Here is a 15,187-nt window from a genome sequence, read left to right on the forward strand (position 1 = left end):
GACCGAGAGGGGCCGCGGTGGACGACCTGACGGAAATGCTGAAGGGCACACTCGAGGGCTGCGTGCTCGAAATCATCGGCACCGAGGAGACCTACGGCTACGCCATCACGCGCCGGCTCAACGAGCTCGGCTTCGCCGATGTCATCGAGGGGACGGTGTACACCATCTTGCTGCGACTGGAGAAAAACGGGCTCGTCCAAGTGACGAAACGCCCCTCCGCGGTGGGCCCGCCACGCAAGTTCTACGCGCTCAGCGCCACCGGACGCGAGGAACTCGCCACCTTCTGGGCGAAGTGGCAGTACGTCTCATCACGCATAAACAAGCTCAAGGAGGGCGGGAGATGAGCTTCTGGGAGACCATCACAGGCAGCGATCTCACCAGGGAATGGAAGGCGTTCGAAACCCGGGCGGCGACACTGCCGGCCGACTATCAGGCGGCCTGGGCACAGATCAAAGGCCACCTCATGCCCTACGGCAGCTTCACCGGCCGCAACCTGATGCCGATCCTCGACGCCGCCCTGGGCCTGCTCGAAGAAACATCGGCCGACGGGCAAAGCGTCCACGAGGTGCTCGGCGACGACATCCCAGGCTTTTGCACGGCGCTGGCCGGCGGCGAGGGCGCCCGAACCTATCGCGACCGGTGGCGCGAGCAACTGAACAGGAACGTTGCCAAAAAATTGGGCCGGCTAGGAGGCTGACGTGGGCATCCAGGACATCATCGAAGGCAAGAGGCAGTGGCGGGCGCATGTGGCTCGGGTCAAGGCGCTCCCGCCGGACTACCAAATCGTCTACAGAGAGATGCAGAGGTACCTGTTCAAGGTCGGCCCGATCGACCTGTCCGACGGGCGCCTGCTCACTGGGATCGTCGACTTCTTCGAGGAGGGCGCGGCGTCCGGCAAGGGAGTTCTGCAACTCATCGGCAACGACGTCGCCGCCTTCTGCGACGATCTGATCAAGGACTCGCGCACCTACGCCGACATCTATCAGGAGTCCCTCGGCTCGCCCCCGCTTTCGTCCTAGGAAGGAGGATCATGGTTGGGTGTCGCTGAGGGTCTCCACGATGTGGCGGATGGCGTTTCGGACCAGATCGTGGTGGGCGGCGGGGCATTGGCCTGAGATGACCAGCGACTGACCGGCGCCGACTGGGAAAGCCCAATGTGTTTGCCACCATGGACTGTCGGCGTATTCGAAGTCCAGCTCAAAAACTTCGATGTCGTCGAGGTGATACTGCGCGGCGAGTTTCTGGCCAGGTCCTGTCCAGCCGGCCGCATCAAGCATCTTCTCGGTCGGGAAAGGGCCTTGTGGATATATCCGCGCTTCGTCCGGGCCGAAAAGGTAGAAGGGCGTGGGGTCGTTGGCGTCTACCGATACGCCGATGACGAAACCGTCCGGCCAGGTGAATCCGTAGATGCCGGTCTCGGCGCGCCAATATTGGTGCTCTGGCCCGGGGCTGACGTCGACGATGCCTTCGGCCGACTCGCGGTGCTGGCTGTCCACGGTCGCGGTGAGCCGGCTGGCGTCGGCCCAGTGGGTCACCCGCACCCTGTCGGGCGTTTCGCCGTCGCGCTCGAACTCGTAGGGCCAGTAAGGCAACAGCCGCATGCCGAAGCCGCTGAGGCGGACGAACACGTGTCCCATCGCAGGCACCCTACCCTTCCGAAGTTCTGTTTTGGAGCCTGTACTCCCAGCCTTCGCGCCATGCGAACGGGTGGGTGATCTGATGCTCGAGCGGCACGCCGTTGACGCGTTCCTCGATCGCCCATGCGGTGGCGACGTGTCCGATGACGAGGATGCGTTGGCCCGACCAGCGGGAGGGTAGGTCGTCGAGGAATCCGTTGACTCGGGCGATGGCCTGCCGCCAGCTTTCGCCGCCGGGATAAGGGTGGTCAAGGTGAGCCTGTTTGTGTTGGTGCAACTGCGCTGCGGGCATGCCGTTGAGGCGGCCGTAGTCGCATTCGCGCAGTCGCCAGTCGTGCAGGATCGGCACCTCGGAACCGTCGAAGGCGATGGTCGCGGTTTCGACCGCGCGGTAGAGGTCGGAGGTGAAGACGGCGGTGATCCCGTTGTCGCGGCGGCGCTCCCCCAGTTGTGCGGCGAGCTCGCGGCCGCGTTCGGACAGCTTGCCCGGCAGCCAGCCGGTCGCCAGGCCGAGGTCGTTGTCCTCGCTCCATGAGTGGGTCTCGAACACGAGCTCTATCCCCATGGACGCCGACCCTATCCACAAGATGCGGAGGTGGTGGGGTTAACCCCACCGCTCCAGCTCGGATCAGCACTATCGATCGTGGTCGAACCGATCTCTAGCGTTGCTGGCATGGCTGATCACACACATGCCCTCGCGGTTGAGGGACTTACCAAGCGACACGGGTCCGGGGCCGGGGCCGTGGACGCTCTTGTCGGCGTCGATCTCAGTTTCGCGCGTGGCACCTTCACCGCCATCATGGGCCCGTCGGGTTCGGGCAAGTCCACTTTGCTGTCCTGCGTGGCGGGGCTGGAACGGCCGACGTCCGGGCGTGTTCTGTTGGAGGGCACCGATGTCACGAGCTGGGACGAGGCTCGGCGTACCCGGATGCGCCGGGACCGGATCGGCTTCGTGTTCCAGGACTTCAGCCTTATCCCCTACCTGTCCGCGGCGGAGAACGTGGCGCTGCCGGCGCGTCTGGCCGGGCGGAGGGTGGGTGCGGAGGCGATGCGGCTGGCGCTTGAGCGGGTGGGTTTGCAGAGCCGGGCCGGGCACCTGCCGAGTGCGCTTTCAGGAGGTCAGCAGCAGCGCGTCGCCATCGCGCGGGCGCTGATCGGCCAACCTGCGGTGCTGCTGGCCGACGAGCCGACGGGGGCGTTGGACAGTGCGACCGCACGTGACGTGTTGGCGCTGCTGCGCTCGGCCGTCGACGAGCTGCGCCAGACGACGGTGATGGTCACCCATGACCCGGTGGCCGCCTCGTACGCAGACATGGTGGTGTTTCTGGTGGACGGCAGGGTGAGTGGCCGGATGACCGCTCCCACCGCTGATGCCGTAGCCGCGCAGCTGGCTCATCTCGACCAGCTGACCGGGGTGGCCCGATGACGGCGCTCGCGCTTCGCTCGCTGCGCCACCGGCTGCCTGCCGTCGCGGCGACGTTTGTGGCAGCTCTGCTGGGCACGGCCATGATGGCTTCGTTCGCGACGCTGCTCGAGTCGGCTGGCGGCGCTTCCGGCGAAGACCAGGAGCTGCTGATCATCATGGGCGGTGTGGTCGGCGGCTGGGACGCGCTGATCGTCCTGTTCTCGGTCGCGTCGACGGTCGGGATCATCGCTGACCAGCGAATACGCGAGGCCAGTCTGTTGCGGACCATCGGCGCGCTGCCCCGGCAGGTGCGGGCGATGATCGTGTACGAGGCGGCCGTGGTGACTGTCGTCGCGGCGGCGGCCGGCGCGGCGATCGCCTCGATCGGTGGGCCTGCCCTGTTCGACGCCCTGCAGCGGGGCAACCTGATCACCTCATCGTCGACGTATGCGGGCGGGCCGGCCTCACTGTTGGCGGCGGCGGGGATCGTGGCGCTGGTCAGCACGGTCGCGGCGGGGATCTCGTCGCGGCGCGCCACCCGCGGCCCGGCGGCGTTCTCGTTGCGCCAGGCGGAGGTGCCGGCGCGTGGGCTGCGCTGGTGGCGGGTCGCGATCGGGGTTGGGCTGGTCACGTCCGGTCTGGTGTCGGCGGTCATCACCATCACCGTCACCGGAAAGTCCGACGATGCCTACGCCGCTATGCAGACGTCGGGGTCGGCCTCGATCGTGGTCGGGGTCGGGCTGGCCACACTCGCCCCGCTGCTGTTGCGGCTGCTGGCCCGTCCGCTGCGCCCGCTGCTGGGTGGCTCTGGCAGTGGCCATCTGGCCGCGCTGAACACGACCCGGCGGGCCTACCTGCTCGCCGGCATGCTCGCCCCGGTGATCGTGTTGATTTCCGGTGCGGTCGGCACGCTGCTGATGGTCGGCATCGACTCGCGCACGCTTACGGCTGCCGGGGATCCGGAGGGCGTCGGCGACACCATTACCACGATCAATTCTGTGGTACTGGGAATGGTGTGCCTGTTCGCCGCCATCATGGTGGTCAACGCCGGGGTGGCCGTCGTGTCTCAGCGGCGTCCCGAGCTCGACCGGCTCTGGCGGCTGGGCGCCACCTCGGATCAGCTGCGCACCAGCATCGTGATGGAAGCCGCGATGGTCGCGGCTATCGGGATCCTGCTGGGCCTGCTGGGGTCGACGGCGACGGCTGTGCCGTATTCGATCGTGCGCCATGAGGGGCTGATCCCCAACGGCCAGCTGTGGCTGGCGCCGCTGATCGCGGGGTTGGCGGCGGTGCTCGCGGTCGGTTCGGCTTGGGGCGCACAGCGCCGGCCGGCCCGGTGAGAGACTGTTGCGTCATGGAACCGTCGCAGACCCGATTGGCGCCGCTGCTCGCGGTGCCAATCGGCGTCGGCGGTGTGCGCGAACGGCTGCGGCTCACCGCGGTGTCGGCCGGCCTCGCGGTGGCGGGGATCGCGGCTCTGGTGCTGGCGCTGCTGATGACCGGGGCGTTTCCGGCACTGCTTTCGCTGACCGGGTTCCTGATGCTGTGGCTGGTCGTCCCCTTGGCGGCCCTGCTGGCCCAGGCGCATCGCAGCGTCGCGGGCCGGCTGCTGGGCCAGCCGGTGGTCGCTGGGTATGCGGACACCACCGGCAAGAACCCGATCACGGCCGCCTTCGTCTGGATTCGCGATCCGGCACGGTGGCGCGACTTCGCCTTCTGCTGGTTCTCCGGCACCGGTGGCCTGATCATGTCGCTGGTGCCGGTGGTGTGCCTGATCGGGCCGTCGGTCCACATCGTCCTCGCGCTCACCTGGGGCAATTGGCTCTGGTTCGCCATCGCCGCCGCACTTTTGGGACCGCTGTTGGTGGTGTGGTGGTTTGTCACCGTGCCGATAGTGCGTGGCCGGCTGCGCGCCGACCGGGGCATCCTCGGCCAATCCCCCAGCCAGAAGCTGCAGGCCAGGGTGAATCAGGTGGTCAGGTCGCGGTCGGCGACGGTCGATCACAACGAGGCCGAGCTGCGCCGCATCGAACGCGACCTGCACGACGGCGCGCAGGCGAGGATCGCCGCCGCGGGCATGAACGTGGGGCTGGCCGAGAAGCTGGTCCACTCCGATCCCGATTCGGCGGTCGCGTTGCTGCGGGAGGCGCGTGACACCACGATCAGCGCCCTGGAGGACCTGCGCACGCTGGTAAGGGGAATCCACCCGCCGGTGCTCGCCGACCGTGGGCTGGTCTCGGGCATCGAGGCCCTGGCCATCCCCATCCCCATGCCTGTCACTGTCGCGTTGCGGCTGCCCCGGCTCGCCGCGCCGGTCGAGTCGGCGATCTACTTCGCGGTGGCCGAGTGTCTGGCCAACGTGGCCAAACACGCGCGGGCGTCGCGGGCGTGGGTTGTCGGCGACCATGACGGCCAGACGCTGCGGCTGACGGTGGGAGACGATGGGCGCGGCGGCGCCGACCCGGCCGGCAGCGGCCTGCTGGGCGTGGCCCGGCGGCTGGCCGCCTTCGACGGCACCCTGATCGTGACGAGCCCGCCAGCCGGGGGCACCGAGGTGCGCATGGAGGTGCGGTGCCGGGCGATCTGAGGGCCCTGGTGGCCGAGGACCAGATGCTGCTGCGCGTCGGTCTGGTCAGGATCCTCGAGGCAGGCGGCATCGCCGTGGTCGCCGCTGTCGGCGCCGCGGACACGCTCGCCGAAGCGTTGGCGCGCAAAGATCTGGACATCGCGATCGTGGACGTGCGGCTGCCGCCGACCTTCACCACCGAGGGGCTCGAAGCGGTCGTGAGGGCACGCTCGTCTCGGCCTGGCCTGCCCGTGCTGGTGCTGAGCCAGTATGTGGAGCCGCTTTACGCGCGTGAGTTGCTGGCCTCGGGGACCGGATCGGTGGGCTATCTGCTCAAGGACAGGGTCGTTGACGTCGACGGGTTCGTGGCGGCCGTGCGCCAGGTCGCCTCGGGTGGCACGGTGCTCGATCCGGAGGTGGTGGCCGGGCTGCTCAGCGCCCGCCCGCTGGACCGCCTCACCGACCGGGAGCGGGAAGTGCTCACGCTCATGGCCGAAGGCCGGTCCAACGCGGCCATCGCCATCCGCCTCTACGTCACCGAGAAGGCGGTGGACAAGCACATCAACAACATCTTCACCAAACTCGACCTCCCGCCCGCCCCCGACGACAACCGCCGCGTCCTGGCGGTCCTGGCCTGGCTCAACGCCGGCTGACGGCACAATGGAGCGGTGGCGGGCCTGCTGGCGCAGCTGGAACCCGAGCAGCGCGCGGAGCTGCTCGACGACTTGAACTACCTCAACCTGCGCCAGATCCGGTCGTTTTGCGAGCGCCACACGATCCCTTACCGGATCATCGCCGGTGCGAGGGCAACCGCGGACACCGATCGCAAACCCGTGATCCTGCATCGGGTTCGCCATTTCCTGCTGACCGGTGAAGTGCTCGACGCGACCCGGCTGAGCGCCGGCATCGTGCGCCGCGACGCCCCGCCCGGCGTGCTGCGCCCTTCCGATCGGCTCTACTACCGCTGGTACAACAAAACTTATGAGCCGGTCATGCAGTTGCTGGCCGACTTGACCGGTGGCCGGTTCCACAACGGCGCTCTGGCCCGGGTCCTGATCATGGAGTACTGGACAAGTGGCCGCGCACCAACGTTTCGTGAGTTCGCCCAGGCGTGGATCGCGGCCACCGACGGGCCGCGCGATCTGGTTTCCGGGGAGTACGCCTTCCTCAGCGACCTGCAGCGCGGCGAGGCTGGCCCTGACTGGAAACACAAGCGGCAGCAAAGAGCCCAGCGATTCCTGTCCGTCATGGAAAATCTGGAGCGGGCAGCTGGTCGCGGCGGCGGGTGAGGTAGGCCGTCTCGGCGGAGTTGCTGGCCAGGGCAATGGCCCGGTCGTAGGCGGCTCGCGCCTCTTGGCTTCGGCCCAGCCGGCGCAGCAGATCGGCGCGGGTGGCGTGGAAGGCGTGGTAGCCGTCCAACGGCAGCGGGTCCACCTGTGCCAGCGCGACCTGCGGGCCGTCGAGCTCGGCCAGTGCGATCGCCCGGTTGAGCCACACGATCGGGGAAGGATCGAGGCCGACCAGCTGGTCGTAGAGCGCGACGACCTGCGACCAGTCGGTGTCGCGGATGTCGCGGGCGTCGGTGTGCACGGCGTTGATCGCGGCCAGGATCTGATAGCGCCCCGGCGCCTGCCCGGCGGCCAGCCGTGCCCGGACCAGGGCATGGCCTTCGGCGATCAGGTCACGGTCCCATACGCCACGGTCCTGCTCGCCCAGCGAGACCAGCTCACCGCCGGCCGACACCCGGGCGGGCCGGCGGGCCTCGGTCAGCAGCATCAGCGCCAGCAGCCCGGCGACCTCACCATCGCCGGGCAACAGGTCACCGACCAGCCGGGTCAGCCGGATCGCCTCGGCGGTCAGGTCGGCGCGGACCGCCTCCTTGCCGGGATCGGAGGCCAGATAGCCCTCGTTGAAGATCAGATAGAGGACGGCCAGTACTCCGGTGACCCGTGCCGGCAGGTCCTCATGTGAGGGCACTCGATACGGGATCCTCGCCGCCCTGATCTTCTCCTTCGCCCGGGTGATCCGCCGGCTCATGGCGGTCTCCTGGACCAGGAACGCGCGGGCGATCTCGGCCACGGTGAGCCCGCCGACCATCCGCAAGGTCAACGCCACCCGCACCTCCATCGCCAGAGCCGGATGGCAGCAGGTGAAGACGAGGCGCAGCCGGTCGTCGTCGATGGCGCCGACCGGCTCGGGGGTGTCGGCCAGCATCAGCGCCTCCTTGTGCTTGTCCTCGCGCTTGACCTCACGCCGAAGCCGGTCGATGCCTTTGCGGTTGGCGGTGGTGATCAGCCAGGCGCGGGGGCTCGGCGGGACGCCGTCCAGCGGCCACCGCTGCACGGCGGTCGCGAAGGCCTCCGCCGCCATCTCCTCGGCGACGTCGAGGTCGCCGAAGCGCCTGGCCAGGGTCGCCACTACCCGGGCCCACTCCTCGCGGTGGACCCGTGTGAGCACCTCACCGAAGTCGGTCACGCGCCGTGGAACGGGCGCAGCTCGAGCCGGCGGTTGCAGGCCTTCGAACCCTGGGCGGCCAGCCGCAACGCCACGTCGAGGTCTTCGGCCTCGATGATCCACAGGCCGATGACGTACTCCTTGGACTCCAGAAACGGCCCGTCGGTGAACACCGGTTCCCCGTGCCGGCCGTCGATGACGGTGGCGGTGCTCGGCGCGGTGAGGCCGTTGGCGAACACCCAATGGCCTTCGGCCTTGAGCTTGGCATTGAACTCGCCGATCGCGGCCATCTCGTTTCCGTCGTCGGAGTCGGTCGAATCGTTGAGCACGGAAATCAGATACTGCTGCGCCATCGTCGGTCATCTCCTGTGGTCGTGGCCGCCCCTTCGGGCCGCCGCTCAGCCCTGATACGAACGCCGCTGCCCCGATCCGACATTTTTCTTCGAGGAATTTCGCACGCCTTGATGCTATCGGCGGTGATCACCCGCGGGCCGCCGAGTGGCCTTAGGACGAGGGCTTGGGTTTGGCCGGCCAGATGGTGTGGCTGACGGGGAAGGCGACCAGCCAGATCACGATCACTGTGGTGAGCCGCCCTATCCAGGCCCAGAGCTGTTCGGTGCGGGCCGGGTCCGCCACGTACCAGATCCCGGCGAGCAACAGCAGGCAGGCGACCGCCCAGCCGAGCACGCCTTTGCCCCACTCGCGCCACTCATAGCGGGTGCGTTCGCGGCCGTACTTGGGCGGGGTCCACGGCGGCGGGCCACCTGCGAAGCGGTGCGCGAAACGCTGATCGGCCCAGCGCATCATGCTGTGCCCGAACGCCACCGAGAAACCCAGGTAGGCGGCGGCCAGGCCGTGGCTCCAGTCCGCGGTGGCGCCCGAGCGCAGATGGGCGACGGTCGCGATGAGCAGCACGAGGTCGATCAGCGGTACGCAGAGCAGCAGAACGGTGCTGAAAGGGCGCCACCTGAGCAGATATCTGCTGGCCAGTCCGGCGCCCAGAACTACCCAGAATCCGATCTCGCAGCCGATGATGACGGCCAACAACATGGACACCAAGGTAACCGCGCGAAGCGAAGGCCGGTGGCCCCTATCCCTTGGCGCGCTGGTTGATCCGCACCTGGTTGCCCGCCGGGTCGCGGAACGCGCAGTCGCGGACGCCGAACGGCTGGTCGATGGGTTCCTGCAACACCTCGGCCCCGCTGGCCCGCACCCGCTCGAACGCCGCGTCGACGTCGTCGGTCTCCAGCACCAGGCCCGACAGCGATCCCTTGGCCAGCAGCTCACGCAGGGCCTGCGCGTCCTCGGCCGGGCGGGCCACACCGGCGGTCTGCAGCACCACGCCCAGGTCCGGCTGGGAGGCGGGCCCGACGGTCAGCCAGCGGGCGCCTTCCATGGCCACGTCCTGGCGTACTTCCAGGCCCAGCGCATCTCGGTAGAAGGCCAGCGCGGCCTCGTGATCGTCGACTTCCAGAAACGTGTATGCGACGGTGAAATCCATGACCCAAACGTTACGAGGCGGGGCTGGCCTGTGCTTCTCTGTTCCTGCTCGGCCGGGTGACGTGTTTGGCCCAGCAGCCCGGAACGACCGCCATTTCGGTGTGGTTACGCGCCCGGTAGGCGCTGGGGGTCTCGCCGACCAGCTCGGTGAAGCGGGAGCTGAACGAGCCCAGCGAGGTACACCCGACGGCCATGCACACATCGGTGACGCTCAGGTGGCCGATGCGCAGCAGCGCCTTGGCACGCTCGATGCGCCGGGTCATCAGATAGCTGTACGGCGTCTCGCCGTATGCGGCGCGAAACTGCCGGGAGAAATGGGCCGGAGACATGAACGCGGCCTGGGCCAGGGCCGGCACGTCCAGCGGGCGCGCGTAGTCACGGTCGATCAGGTCGCGGGCACGTCGCAGGTGCTTGAGCTCGTCGGGCCTCACCGAACCAGCATAAGGCTCCCCCGAGACAGACCTTCATAGGATGATAAGTCCGTTTTGAAGCCCTGGGCTGGTGCCAGAAGCCCTGGTCTGACGTAGCGCGCCCGGGGCAGGGATTGTAGGTTCGTCTTCATGTTCGACGTGGGCTTCTGGGAGAAGGTCAAGGCAGACGATATGAGTCTGCCGGCCGGGCACTCGAAGGATTTGCTGATCGAGGAGCTGGAGCATCTGCTGCGCTCCTCCGACGCGCATCAGCGCGACACACTCGCCTTCGAGATTCTGGGCGAGTGGATCCTGGCCGGTTACCTCGACCACGACCTGGAAGACTTCGGCGACCGCATGTGCGCGGCGCTGTTCCGGGGGCTGGGTGACCGGGACAACGACTCGGTGTTCGGCCGCAGCTTCGGCGCGCTGTGCCTGGGTTTGGCCATCGAAAGGGACAACACCGCGTCGCTGGTCGGCGCCGAGGTGGTGCAGCGGTGGCTGGGCGCCTTCCTGATGTGGTGGGAGCTGGAGAACGACCTGCGCGGGGTGACCGATCCGCAGCGCGGCGTCGCCCACGCGGTGGCGCATGGCGCTGACCTGTTCATGGCGGTGGCCCGCAGCCGGCATCTGCAGCCCGAGCAGGCCAAGGTGTTGCTGGGCAGCATCGTGGTGCGGCTGCGCATGAGCGATGGGACGGCTTTCCTGCTCGGCGAGGAGGACAGGCTCGCCTACGCGACGATGGCGTTGCTGCACCGCGGCGACATCTCGGCCGCGGACTTCCGCGAAGCGATCAGCCCGCTGAGTCACCTGGGCCGCGCCGAGCAGCGCACCGACCTCGACCCGGCCGCCTACGCCCGGCTCAACTCGCTGAATTGGCTGCGCGCGGTGTACCTGCAGCTGCACCTGGGTGTGCAGGCAATGCCGTGGCACGCCGACAGCTCACATTTCACCCGCCCGGTCGCCGACCGCGACGCGATGCTTTCCGTGCTCAAAGAGGTGCTGCGGTACTACTCCTATTGGTTCGCCGATAGGGTGTGATCATGGCGGAAGAGCTCTGGAATGCGGTGGACGACTACATCGGCGAGCGTCTCGTCGGCGAGGACGCGGCGTTACACGAGGTGGCTAAGGCCAGCGAGATGGCGGGGCTACCAGCCATCGCCGTGGCGCCCAATCAGGGCAAGCTGCTTCACCTCTATGCCAAGATGATCGGCGCGAAGCGGGTGCTGGAGATCGGCACGCTGGGTGGTTACAGCACGATCTGGCTGGCGCGGGCGCTGCCCGCCGACGGTCTGGTGGTGACCCTGGAGTACAGCCCCGAGCATGCCGAGGTGGCCGAGGCCAACATCGCCCACGCGGGCGTGGCCGACCGGGTGCAGGTGCGCGTGGGCGCTGCCCTTGACCTGCTGCCCGACCTGGCCGGCGAGGCACCCTTCGACCTGGTGTTCATCGATGCCGACAAGCAGAACAACGCGAACTATTTCCAGTGGGCGCTGCGGCTGACCAAACCGGGGTCGGTGATCGTGGTCGACAACGCGGTGCGGGGCGGCGCGATTGCCGATCCTTCCCGTGATTCGTCAGATGTGGTGGGGACAAGGCAGCTCTACGACGTGGTCAGCGCGGAAACCCGGGTCACGGCCACAGCGGTGCAGACCGTGGGCGCGAAGGGTCACGACGGTTTCCTGATCGCACGGGTCAACTAGCTAGCTAGCCGCACAGGTCGGTGAAGTTGTCGGCGGCGGCCGCGGCGATGTCTTCGTGGCCCAGCCAGCGACGCCGCCACAGGTCGGCGGCCACCTCGGTGCCCCAATCGGCGTGCTCGAGCAGCAGCGCGGCGGTCAGCGCGTTGGCCAGGCGCAGGGCCAGGCCGCGAGCGCCGGCGACGACCGCGGTGGAGGCCGGGTCTTTGCGCACCAACGCTATTTCGTCGCGCAGCGAGGCCGTGGTTTGCGCCAGCGACGGGTGGGTGTCCAATCTGGACAGCACCGCTTCGGCGTGCCCGGCGACGACGGCGCGCACCACGTCGAGGGCGAGCACGTTGGTGGTGCCTTCCCAGATCGGCAGGACCTGCGCGTCGCGCAGCAGCCGCGGGATGCCGGTGTCCTCGACGTATCCGGCGCCGCCGAAGCATTCGACGTATTCGCTGGCGTTGGCGACGGCGAGTTTGCCGGTGGCGAGTTTGGCCAGCGGGGCGACCAGGCGCAGCTCGGCCTCCTGCGCCTGCTGCATCAGCGAGAAGGCGTGGCCGGTGAGCACGAACGCGCCGGCGGTGTCCACGGCCAAGGTGGCCAGGGTGGCCCGGTGCAGCGGCGAGACGGCAAGCCTTCCCCCGGCGACGTTGCGGGCGGCGGCGAAGGCCAGCGCGTAGTCCAGCCCGCGGCGCATGCCGCTGGACGCGGCGGCCGCGTTGTGCAGACGGGTCACCACCACCAGGGTCATCATCCGGGCCAGCCCGCCGTGGGCCGGGTCGCCCAGCGCCATGGCGGTCACGTCGGCCAGGCCGACCTCGGCGGTGGGCAGGGCCCGCGTGCCGAGCTTGTCCTTGAGCCGGTGCACGGTGATCCCGGGCTGATCGCGTTCGATGAGAAACGGTGCCAGGAAACGGGTTCCGCTATCGGCCCCCTCGGGGCGGGCCAGCGCGATGGCGATCGGGGAGTCGATCGCCGAGCAGAACCACTTCTCCCCCGTCACGCGCCAGCCATCCGCGTCGCGGCGGGCCACGGTGCCGGTACCGGAAAGGTCGGAACCGCCGGTGGACTCGGTCATCCACTGCCCGCTGGTGGCGGCCTGCGCCGGGTCGGTGGAGGTCAGCCGATCCAGCCAGGCGTTGGGCTCCCCCAGGCCGCTGATCAGCGCCGCGGCGCCGTCGGACATGGCCACCGGGCAGGAGAAGACCGCCGACTCGGGGCCGTAGAGGTGAAGCAGCGCGTGCTGCAGCACCCGTGACCCGCCCGGCCTATACGGCTCGGCGACCAGCCCGTGGCGGGCTGCGGCCTCGCGCAGCGTCTGCCACCCGGCCGAGGTCTGGATGTGGTTGATGCGCTTGCCCCACGGGTCGTAGCGCACCAGCTCAGGCGGGTGGGCTTCGGCGTCGCGGTGTGCCTGCAGCAGCGGCCCGGTCACGTCGGCGGCCAGCGCCTCGAGCCTGGGCCGGGCGGCCGCGTGGCCCTGTTCGCCCAGGTGCCTTTCCAGCCACGAGCGCAGCAGCCGGTCGCCACCGTAGGGGTCGGCCGGTGGCGGCAGCGTCTGCACGAAACGTCCCATGAGCCGCAGCTTACTTACTCACTCACTTCCAGGCGTCGCGAACCGTGTCGGCAAAGGACTGGGCATCGGCGTCGTCGGCGTATTTGGTACGCGGCCAGAAAAATCCTTTGAGGCCGTCCTTCTTGCGCCGGGGCACCACATGCGCGTGCAGGTGCGGCACGCTCTGGCTGATCCGGTTGTTCATCGCCACGAACGTGCCGTCGGCCTGCAGCCCTTCCTCGACCGCCCGCGCCGCGGCCTGGACGCGTTCGAAGAACGGGCCGACCTCGGGCAGGTCGATCAGCGTTTCGATGTGCGGGCGCGGAATGACCAGCACGTGTCCTTTGAAGACGGGGCGGGTGTCCAGGAACGCCACCACCGCATCGTCGGAGTGAACCATGAACGCGGGTTGCTTGCCTGCGGCAATAGCGCAGAAGAGACATTCCATTCAAAGGTTCATACCATCGTTGAATGTCCTTGCAAACGTTGCCTGCCCCAGCCGGCCCGACCCGGGTTGAGGGCGATCCCGATCGGGTCGGGCTGCTGCTGCCCGGTGTCGGCTATGCACCGGACCGCCCGCTGCTCCATTTCGCGCGAAGCGTGCTGGTCAGCCTGGGATGGACGACGCAGGAGGTGTGGTGGCCGCAGGTGGTGCCGCCGGAGCGGGCCGCGCAACGCGACTGGGTGGACGAACAGCTGCTCGCGGCCCTGCAGGCGGAATCGGCGTCGAAGGTGATCCTGGTGGGTAAGTCGCTGGGCACCTTCGGGGCGCGGGTGGCGGCGCAGCGGCAGCTGCCCGCGATCTGGCTGACCCCGGCGCTCAACCGGGAGGAAAACGTCGCCGACCTGCGCCGGGCCAGCGCGCCCACGCTGCTGATCGGCAGCACCGGCGACCGGTCATGGGTGGCGCAGGAAGCCCGAAATCTGGAGCGCGACTGCCCGGCGATCGCCTACCTGGAGTTCGAGAGCCTCGACCACGCGCTGGAGATCAAAGTGGATCCGGTGCATTCGGTGGAGGTGCTCAAACGGGTGGTGCAGGCGATGGAACGCTTCGTCGGCGATCAGGTCCACACCAGATAGGACACGGTGATGGCCTCACCCGTTCCGGTGATGTTCAGGCGGGCCCAGCGCCCCCCGGAGGTGTGCACGCACAGCCACTGACCGGGGGCCAGACCGGTGATGTCGCGGTCGAGCCGTGCGGTGCTCAGCGACTGGCACGCCTGCTGGCTGGGCATGCCGGACATGCGTTCAAGCCGTTTGCCGTGGTCGGCTGCCTTGAGACTGGTACCGCTGTCGGCCACGATGTCGAGATCGCCGCTGGCCTGACCGGTGTCCAGGTCCACCCCCTGCCCGCTGGCCAGGGTGGCTGTTGCGGTGCGCAGGGCAGCCGATGGTGCTGGCGCGGTGGTGGGCGGCGGCTGTGTGGCCGCGACCGCCTGCTGAGCCGGCGAGGTCTTCGCTGATGGTGCCTCGGTGCCCGAGGCGGGCGCTGTCGAAGGCGAGGCAGGCCCGGCCACCGGTGTGGTGTCCCATCTGCTGACTACGAGCAGGGCGAGGGTGACGACAGCGGCCGCGGCCGCGATGAGAAGGCCGTGGCGGTAGGTCCAGCGCGACGCGGCGGCCGGGCCGCGGCGCGGTGGCGGCGGCTCGATGGCCGGCTCGGCTTGCCGTTGCGCGGCGTTGAGCTCGTGGTAGATCCGCATCCACGCGTCGATCTGCATGCTGTCGTAGTGGCATGCGGCCAGCAGGCCGACGACGATCTGCCAGCTCGGCAACGTCGGCTGGCCCAGCGCCTGGACCACCGCCGCGGGTTCCAGGTCGTAGCCGCGGTCGTGGGCGCGCCCCTGGATCTCCCAGAACGACAGCCCGGAATCGGCCCGCACGTGGCGCAGCAGCTCAACGAACTGCTCCGGAGTGCTGGCGCCGGTCGGGTCTTGCTGCCTGTGCTTGGCCGCCACGAACGCGAATACTA

General features: G+C 68.7%; 21 protein-coding genes. 11 read left to right on the top strand and 10 right to left on the bottom strand.

Going from position 1 to position 15,187, the window contains the following annotated elements; translation table 11 throughout:
• Nucleotides 1–17 precede the first annotated feature (17 nt).
• The 3 genes from Rhe02_RS10960 to Rhe02_RS10970 are packed head-to-tail and all read left to right on the top strand — an operon-like array spanning nucleotide 18 to nucleotide 1,019.
• Nucleotides 18–344: a PadR family transcriptional regulator gene (locus Rhe02_RS10960; protein ID WP_203908034.1), complete on the top strand. Its 327-nt coding sequence runs from the start codon at nucleotides 18–20 to the stop codon at nucleotides 342–344.
• Nucleotides 341–697, top strand: a complete 357-nt coding sequence (locus tag Rhe02_RS10965) for a DUF1048 domain-containing protein (protein WP_203908035.1) — start codon at nucleotides 341–343, stop codon at nucleotides 695–697. Before Rhe02_RS10960 ends, Rhe02_RS10965 begins: the two co-directional genes overlap by 4 nt.
• 1 nt (nucleotide 698) lies before the next feature.
• A complete protein-coding gene (locus Rhe02_RS10970) occupies nucleotides 699–1,019 on the top strand; it encodes a DUF1048 domain-containing protein (RefSeq protein ID WP_203908036.1) in 321 nt (106 codons plus the stop codon).
• Nucleotides 1,020–1,028: 9 nt separating this feature from the next.
• On the opposite strand, the gene Rhe02_RS10975 is transcribed toward Rhe02_RS10970, so the two are convergent.
• Nucleotides 1,029–1,637, bottom strand: coding sequence for a hypothetical protein (locus tag Rhe02_RS10975; protein ID WP_203908037.1), 609 nt, complete (start codon nucleotides 1,635–1,637; stop codon nucleotides 1,029–1,031).
• A 10-nt stretch (nucleotides 1,638–1,647) separates the two neighbouring features.
• Nucleotides 1,648–2,202 carry a histidine phosphatase family protein gene (locus tag Rhe02_RS10980; protein WP_203908038.1) on the bottom strand — a complete coding sequence of 185 codons (555 nt, stop codon included), beginning with the start codon at nucleotides 2,200–2,202 and terminating at the stop codon, nucleotides 1,648–1,650.
• A 108-nt stretch (nucleotides 2,203–2,310) separates the two neighbouring features.
• Between Rhe02_RS10980 and Rhe02_RS10985 the strand changes: the two genes are divergently transcribed.
• The 5 genes from Rhe02_RS10985 to Rhe02_RS11005 are packed head-to-tail and all read left to right on the top strand — an operon-like array spanning nucleotide 2,311 to nucleotide 6,897.
• Nucleotides 2,311–3,063 carry an ABC transporter ATP-binding protein gene (locus tag Rhe02_RS10985; RefSeq protein WP_203908039.1) on the top strand — a complete coding sequence of 251 codons (753 nt, stop codon included), beginning with the start codon at nucleotides 2,311–2,313 and terminating at the stop codon, nucleotides 3,061–3,063.
• On the top strand, nucleotides 3,060–4,382 hold the full coding sequence (locus tag Rhe02_RS10990) for an FtsX-like permease family protein (protein ID WP_203908040.1): 1,323 nt from the start codon (nucleotides 3,060–3,062) through the stop codon (nucleotides 4,380–4,382). Before Rhe02_RS10985 ends, Rhe02_RS10990 begins: the two co-directional genes overlap by 4 nt.
• 14 nt (nucleotides 4,383–4,396) lie before the next feature.
• A complete protein-coding gene (locus Rhe02_RS10995) occupies nucleotides 4,397–5,629 on the top strand; it encodes a sensor histidine kinase (RefSeq protein ID WP_239123658.1) in 1,233 nt (410 codons plus the stop codon).
• Nucleotides 5,626–6,261, top strand: coding sequence for a LuxR C-terminal-related transcriptional regulator (locus Rhe02_RS11000; protein ID WP_203908140.1), 636 nt, complete (start codon nucleotides 5,626–5,628; stop codon nucleotides 6,259–6,261). Before Rhe02_RS10995 ends, Rhe02_RS11000 begins: the two co-directional genes overlap by 4 nt.
• A 15-nt stretch (nucleotides 6,262–6,276) precedes the next feature.
• The gene (locus Rhe02_RS11005; RefSeq protein WP_203908042.1) at nucleotides 6,277–6,897 is read left to right on the top strand and encodes a hypothetical protein; all 621 of its coding nucleotides are present in this window, start codon (nucleotides 6,277–6,279) and stop codon (nucleotides 6,895–6,897) included.
• On the opposite strand, the gene Rhe02_RS11010 is transcribed toward Rhe02_RS11005, so the two are convergent.
• The 5 genes from Rhe02_RS11010 to Rhe02_RS11030 form a co-directional block, all read right to left on the bottom strand.
• Nucleotides 6,854–8,083, bottom strand: coding sequence for an RNA polymerase sigma factor (locus tag Rhe02_RS11010; RefSeq protein ID WP_203908043.1), 1,230 nt, complete (start codon nucleotides 8,081–8,083; stop codon nucleotides 6,854–6,856). The two genes, Rhe02_RS11005 and Rhe02_RS11010, sit on opposite strands and share 44 nt — an antisense overlap.
• A complete protein-coding gene (locus Rhe02_RS11015) occupies nucleotides 8,080–8,415 on the bottom strand; it encodes a YciI family protein (protein WP_203908044.1) in 336 nt (111 codons plus the stop codon). The genes Rhe02_RS11010 and Rhe02_RS11015 overlap by 4 nt, the downstream gene beginning before the upstream one ends.
• Before the next feature lie 151 nt (nucleotides 8,416–8,566).
• Nucleotides 8,567–9,112, bottom strand: a complete 546-nt coding sequence (locus tag Rhe02_RS11020; RefSeq protein ID WP_203908045.1) for a hypothetical protein — start codon at nucleotides 9,110–9,112, stop codon at nucleotides 8,567–8,569.
• 40 nt (nucleotides 9,113–9,152) lie between these two features.
• Nucleotides 9,153–9,563 (bottom strand): VOC family protein, encoded by a 411-nt coding sequence (locus Rhe02_RS11025; RefSeq protein ID WP_203908046.1) that lies wholly within the window; start codon nucleotides 9,561–9,563, stop codon nucleotides 9,153–9,155.
• 10 nt (nucleotides 9,564–9,573) lie between these two features.
• Nucleotides 9,574–9,993 carry a helix-turn-helix transcriptional regulator gene (locus tag Rhe02_RS11030; RefSeq protein WP_203908047.1) on the bottom strand — a complete coding sequence of 140 codons (420 nt, stop codon included), beginning with the start codon at nucleotides 9,991–9,993 and terminating at the stop codon, nucleotides 9,574–9,576.
• Between the two features lie 129 nt (nucleotides 9,994–10,122).
• On the opposite strand from Rhe02_RS11030, the gene Rhe02_RS11035 reads away from it, so the two are divergent.
• Both Rhe02_RS11035 and Rhe02_RS11040 read left to right on the top strand, forming a co-directional pair.
• Entirely contained in the window at nucleotides 10,123–11,013 is an 891-nt protein-coding gene (locus tag Rhe02_RS11035; RefSeq protein WP_203908048.1) for a DUF2785 domain-containing protein, read from the top strand.
• A gap of 2 nt (nucleotides 11,014–11,015) precedes the next feature.
• Nucleotides 11,016–11,675 (top strand): O-methyltransferase, encoded by a 660-nt coding sequence (locus Rhe02_RS11040; protein WP_203908049.1) that lies wholly within the window; start codon nucleotides 11,016–11,018, stop codon nucleotides 11,673–11,675.
• Nucleotides 11,676–11,679: 4 nt separating this feature from the next.
• On the opposite strand, the gene Rhe02_RS11045 is transcribed toward Rhe02_RS11040, so the two are convergent.
• Nucleotides 11,680–13,236: an acyl-CoA dehydrogenase family protein gene (locus Rhe02_RS11045; RefSeq protein ID WP_203908050.1), complete on the bottom strand. Its 1,557-nt coding sequence runs from the start codon at nucleotides 13,234–13,236 to the stop codon at nucleotides 11,680–11,682.
• Between the two features lie 22 nt (nucleotides 13,237–13,258).
• The gene (locus tag Rhe02_RS11050) at nucleotides 13,259–13,663 is read right to left on the bottom strand and encodes an HIT family protein (protein WP_203908051.1); all 405 of its coding nucleotides are present in this window, start codon (nucleotides 13,661–13,663) and stop codon (nucleotides 13,259–13,261) included.
• A 23-nt stretch (nucleotides 13,664–13,686) separates the two neighbouring features.
• On the opposite strand from Rhe02_RS11050, the gene Rhe02_RS11055 reads away from it, so the two are divergent.
• Nucleotides 13,687–14,295 (top strand): alpha/beta fold hydrolase, encoded by a 609-nt coding sequence (locus tag Rhe02_RS11055; protein WP_203908052.1) that lies wholly within the window; start codon nucleotides 13,687–13,689, stop codon nucleotides 14,293–14,295.
• On the opposite strand, the gene Rhe02_RS11060 is transcribed toward Rhe02_RS11055, so the two are convergent.
• Complete coding sequence (locus Rhe02_RS11060; protein WP_203908053.1) at nucleotides 14,277–15,173, bottom strand: hypothetical protein; 897 nt, start codon at nucleotides 15,171–15,173, stop codon at nucleotides 14,277–14,279. The genes Rhe02_RS11055 and Rhe02_RS11060 overlap by 19 nt on opposite strands.
• Nucleotides 15,174–15,187 lie beyond the last annotated feature (14 nt).

The organism is Rhizocola hellebori (assembly GCF_016862955.1).
GTDB lineage: Bacteria > Actinomycetota > Actinomycetes > Mycobacteriales > Micromonosporaceae > Rhizocola > Rhizocola hellebori.

Coding starts and splice junctions, on each gene's coding strand:
- Rhe02_RS10965 (WP_203908035.1), top strand. CDS start 341: ATGAGCTTCTGGGAGACCATCACAGGCAGCGATCTCACCAGGGAATGG.
- Rhe02_RS10975 (WP_203908037.1), bottom strand. CDS start 1,637: ATGGGACACGTGTTCGTCCGCCTCAGCGGCTTCGGCATGCGGCTGTTG.
- Rhe02_RS10980 (WP_203908038.1), bottom strand. CDS start 2,202: ATGGGGATAGAGCTCGTGTTCGAGACCCACTCATGGAGCGAGGACAAC.
- Rhe02_RS10985 (WP_203908039.1), top strand. CDS start 2,311: ATGGCTGATCACACACATGCCCTCGCGGTTGAGGGACTTACCAAGCGA.
- Rhe02_RS10990 (WP_203908040.1), top strand. CDS start 3,060: ATGACGGCGCTCGCGCTTCGCTCGCTGCGCCACCGGCTGCCTGCCGTC.
- Rhe02_RS10995 (WP_239123658.1), top strand. CDS start 4,397: ATGGAACCGTCGCAGACCCGATTGGCGCCGCTGCTCGCGGTGCCAATC.
- Rhe02_RS11015 (WP_203908044.1), bottom strand. CDS start 8,415: ATGGCGCAGCAGTATCTGATTTCCGTGCTCAACGATTCGACCGACTCC.
- Rhe02_RS11020 (WP_203908045.1), bottom strand. CDS start 9,112: ATGTTGTTGGCCGTCATCATCGGCTGCGAGATCGGATTCTGGGTAGTT.
- Rhe02_RS11025 (WP_203908046.1), bottom strand. CDS start 9,563: ATGGATTTCACCGTCGCATACACGTTTCTGGAAGTCGACGATCACGAG.
- Rhe02_RS11035 (WP_203908048.1), top strand. CDS start 10,123: ATGTTCGACGTGGGCTTCTGGGAGAAGGTCAAGGCAGACGATATGAGT.
- Rhe02_RS11040 (WP_203908049.1), top strand. CDS start 11,016: ATGGCGGAAGAGCTCTGGAATGCGGTGGACGACTACATCGGCGAGCGT.
- Rhe02_RS11045 (WP_203908050.1), bottom strand. CDS start 13,236: ATGGGACGTTTCGTGCAGACGCTGCCGCCACCGGCCGACCCCTACGGT.
- Rhe02_RS11050 (WP_203908051.1), bottom strand. CDS start 13,663: ATGGAATGTCTCTTCTGCGCTATTGCCGCAGGCAAGCAACCCGCGTTC.
- Rhe02_RS11055 (WP_203908052.1), top strand. CDS start 13,687: ATGTCCTTGCAAACGTTGCCTGCCCCAGCCGGCCCGACCCGGGTTGAG.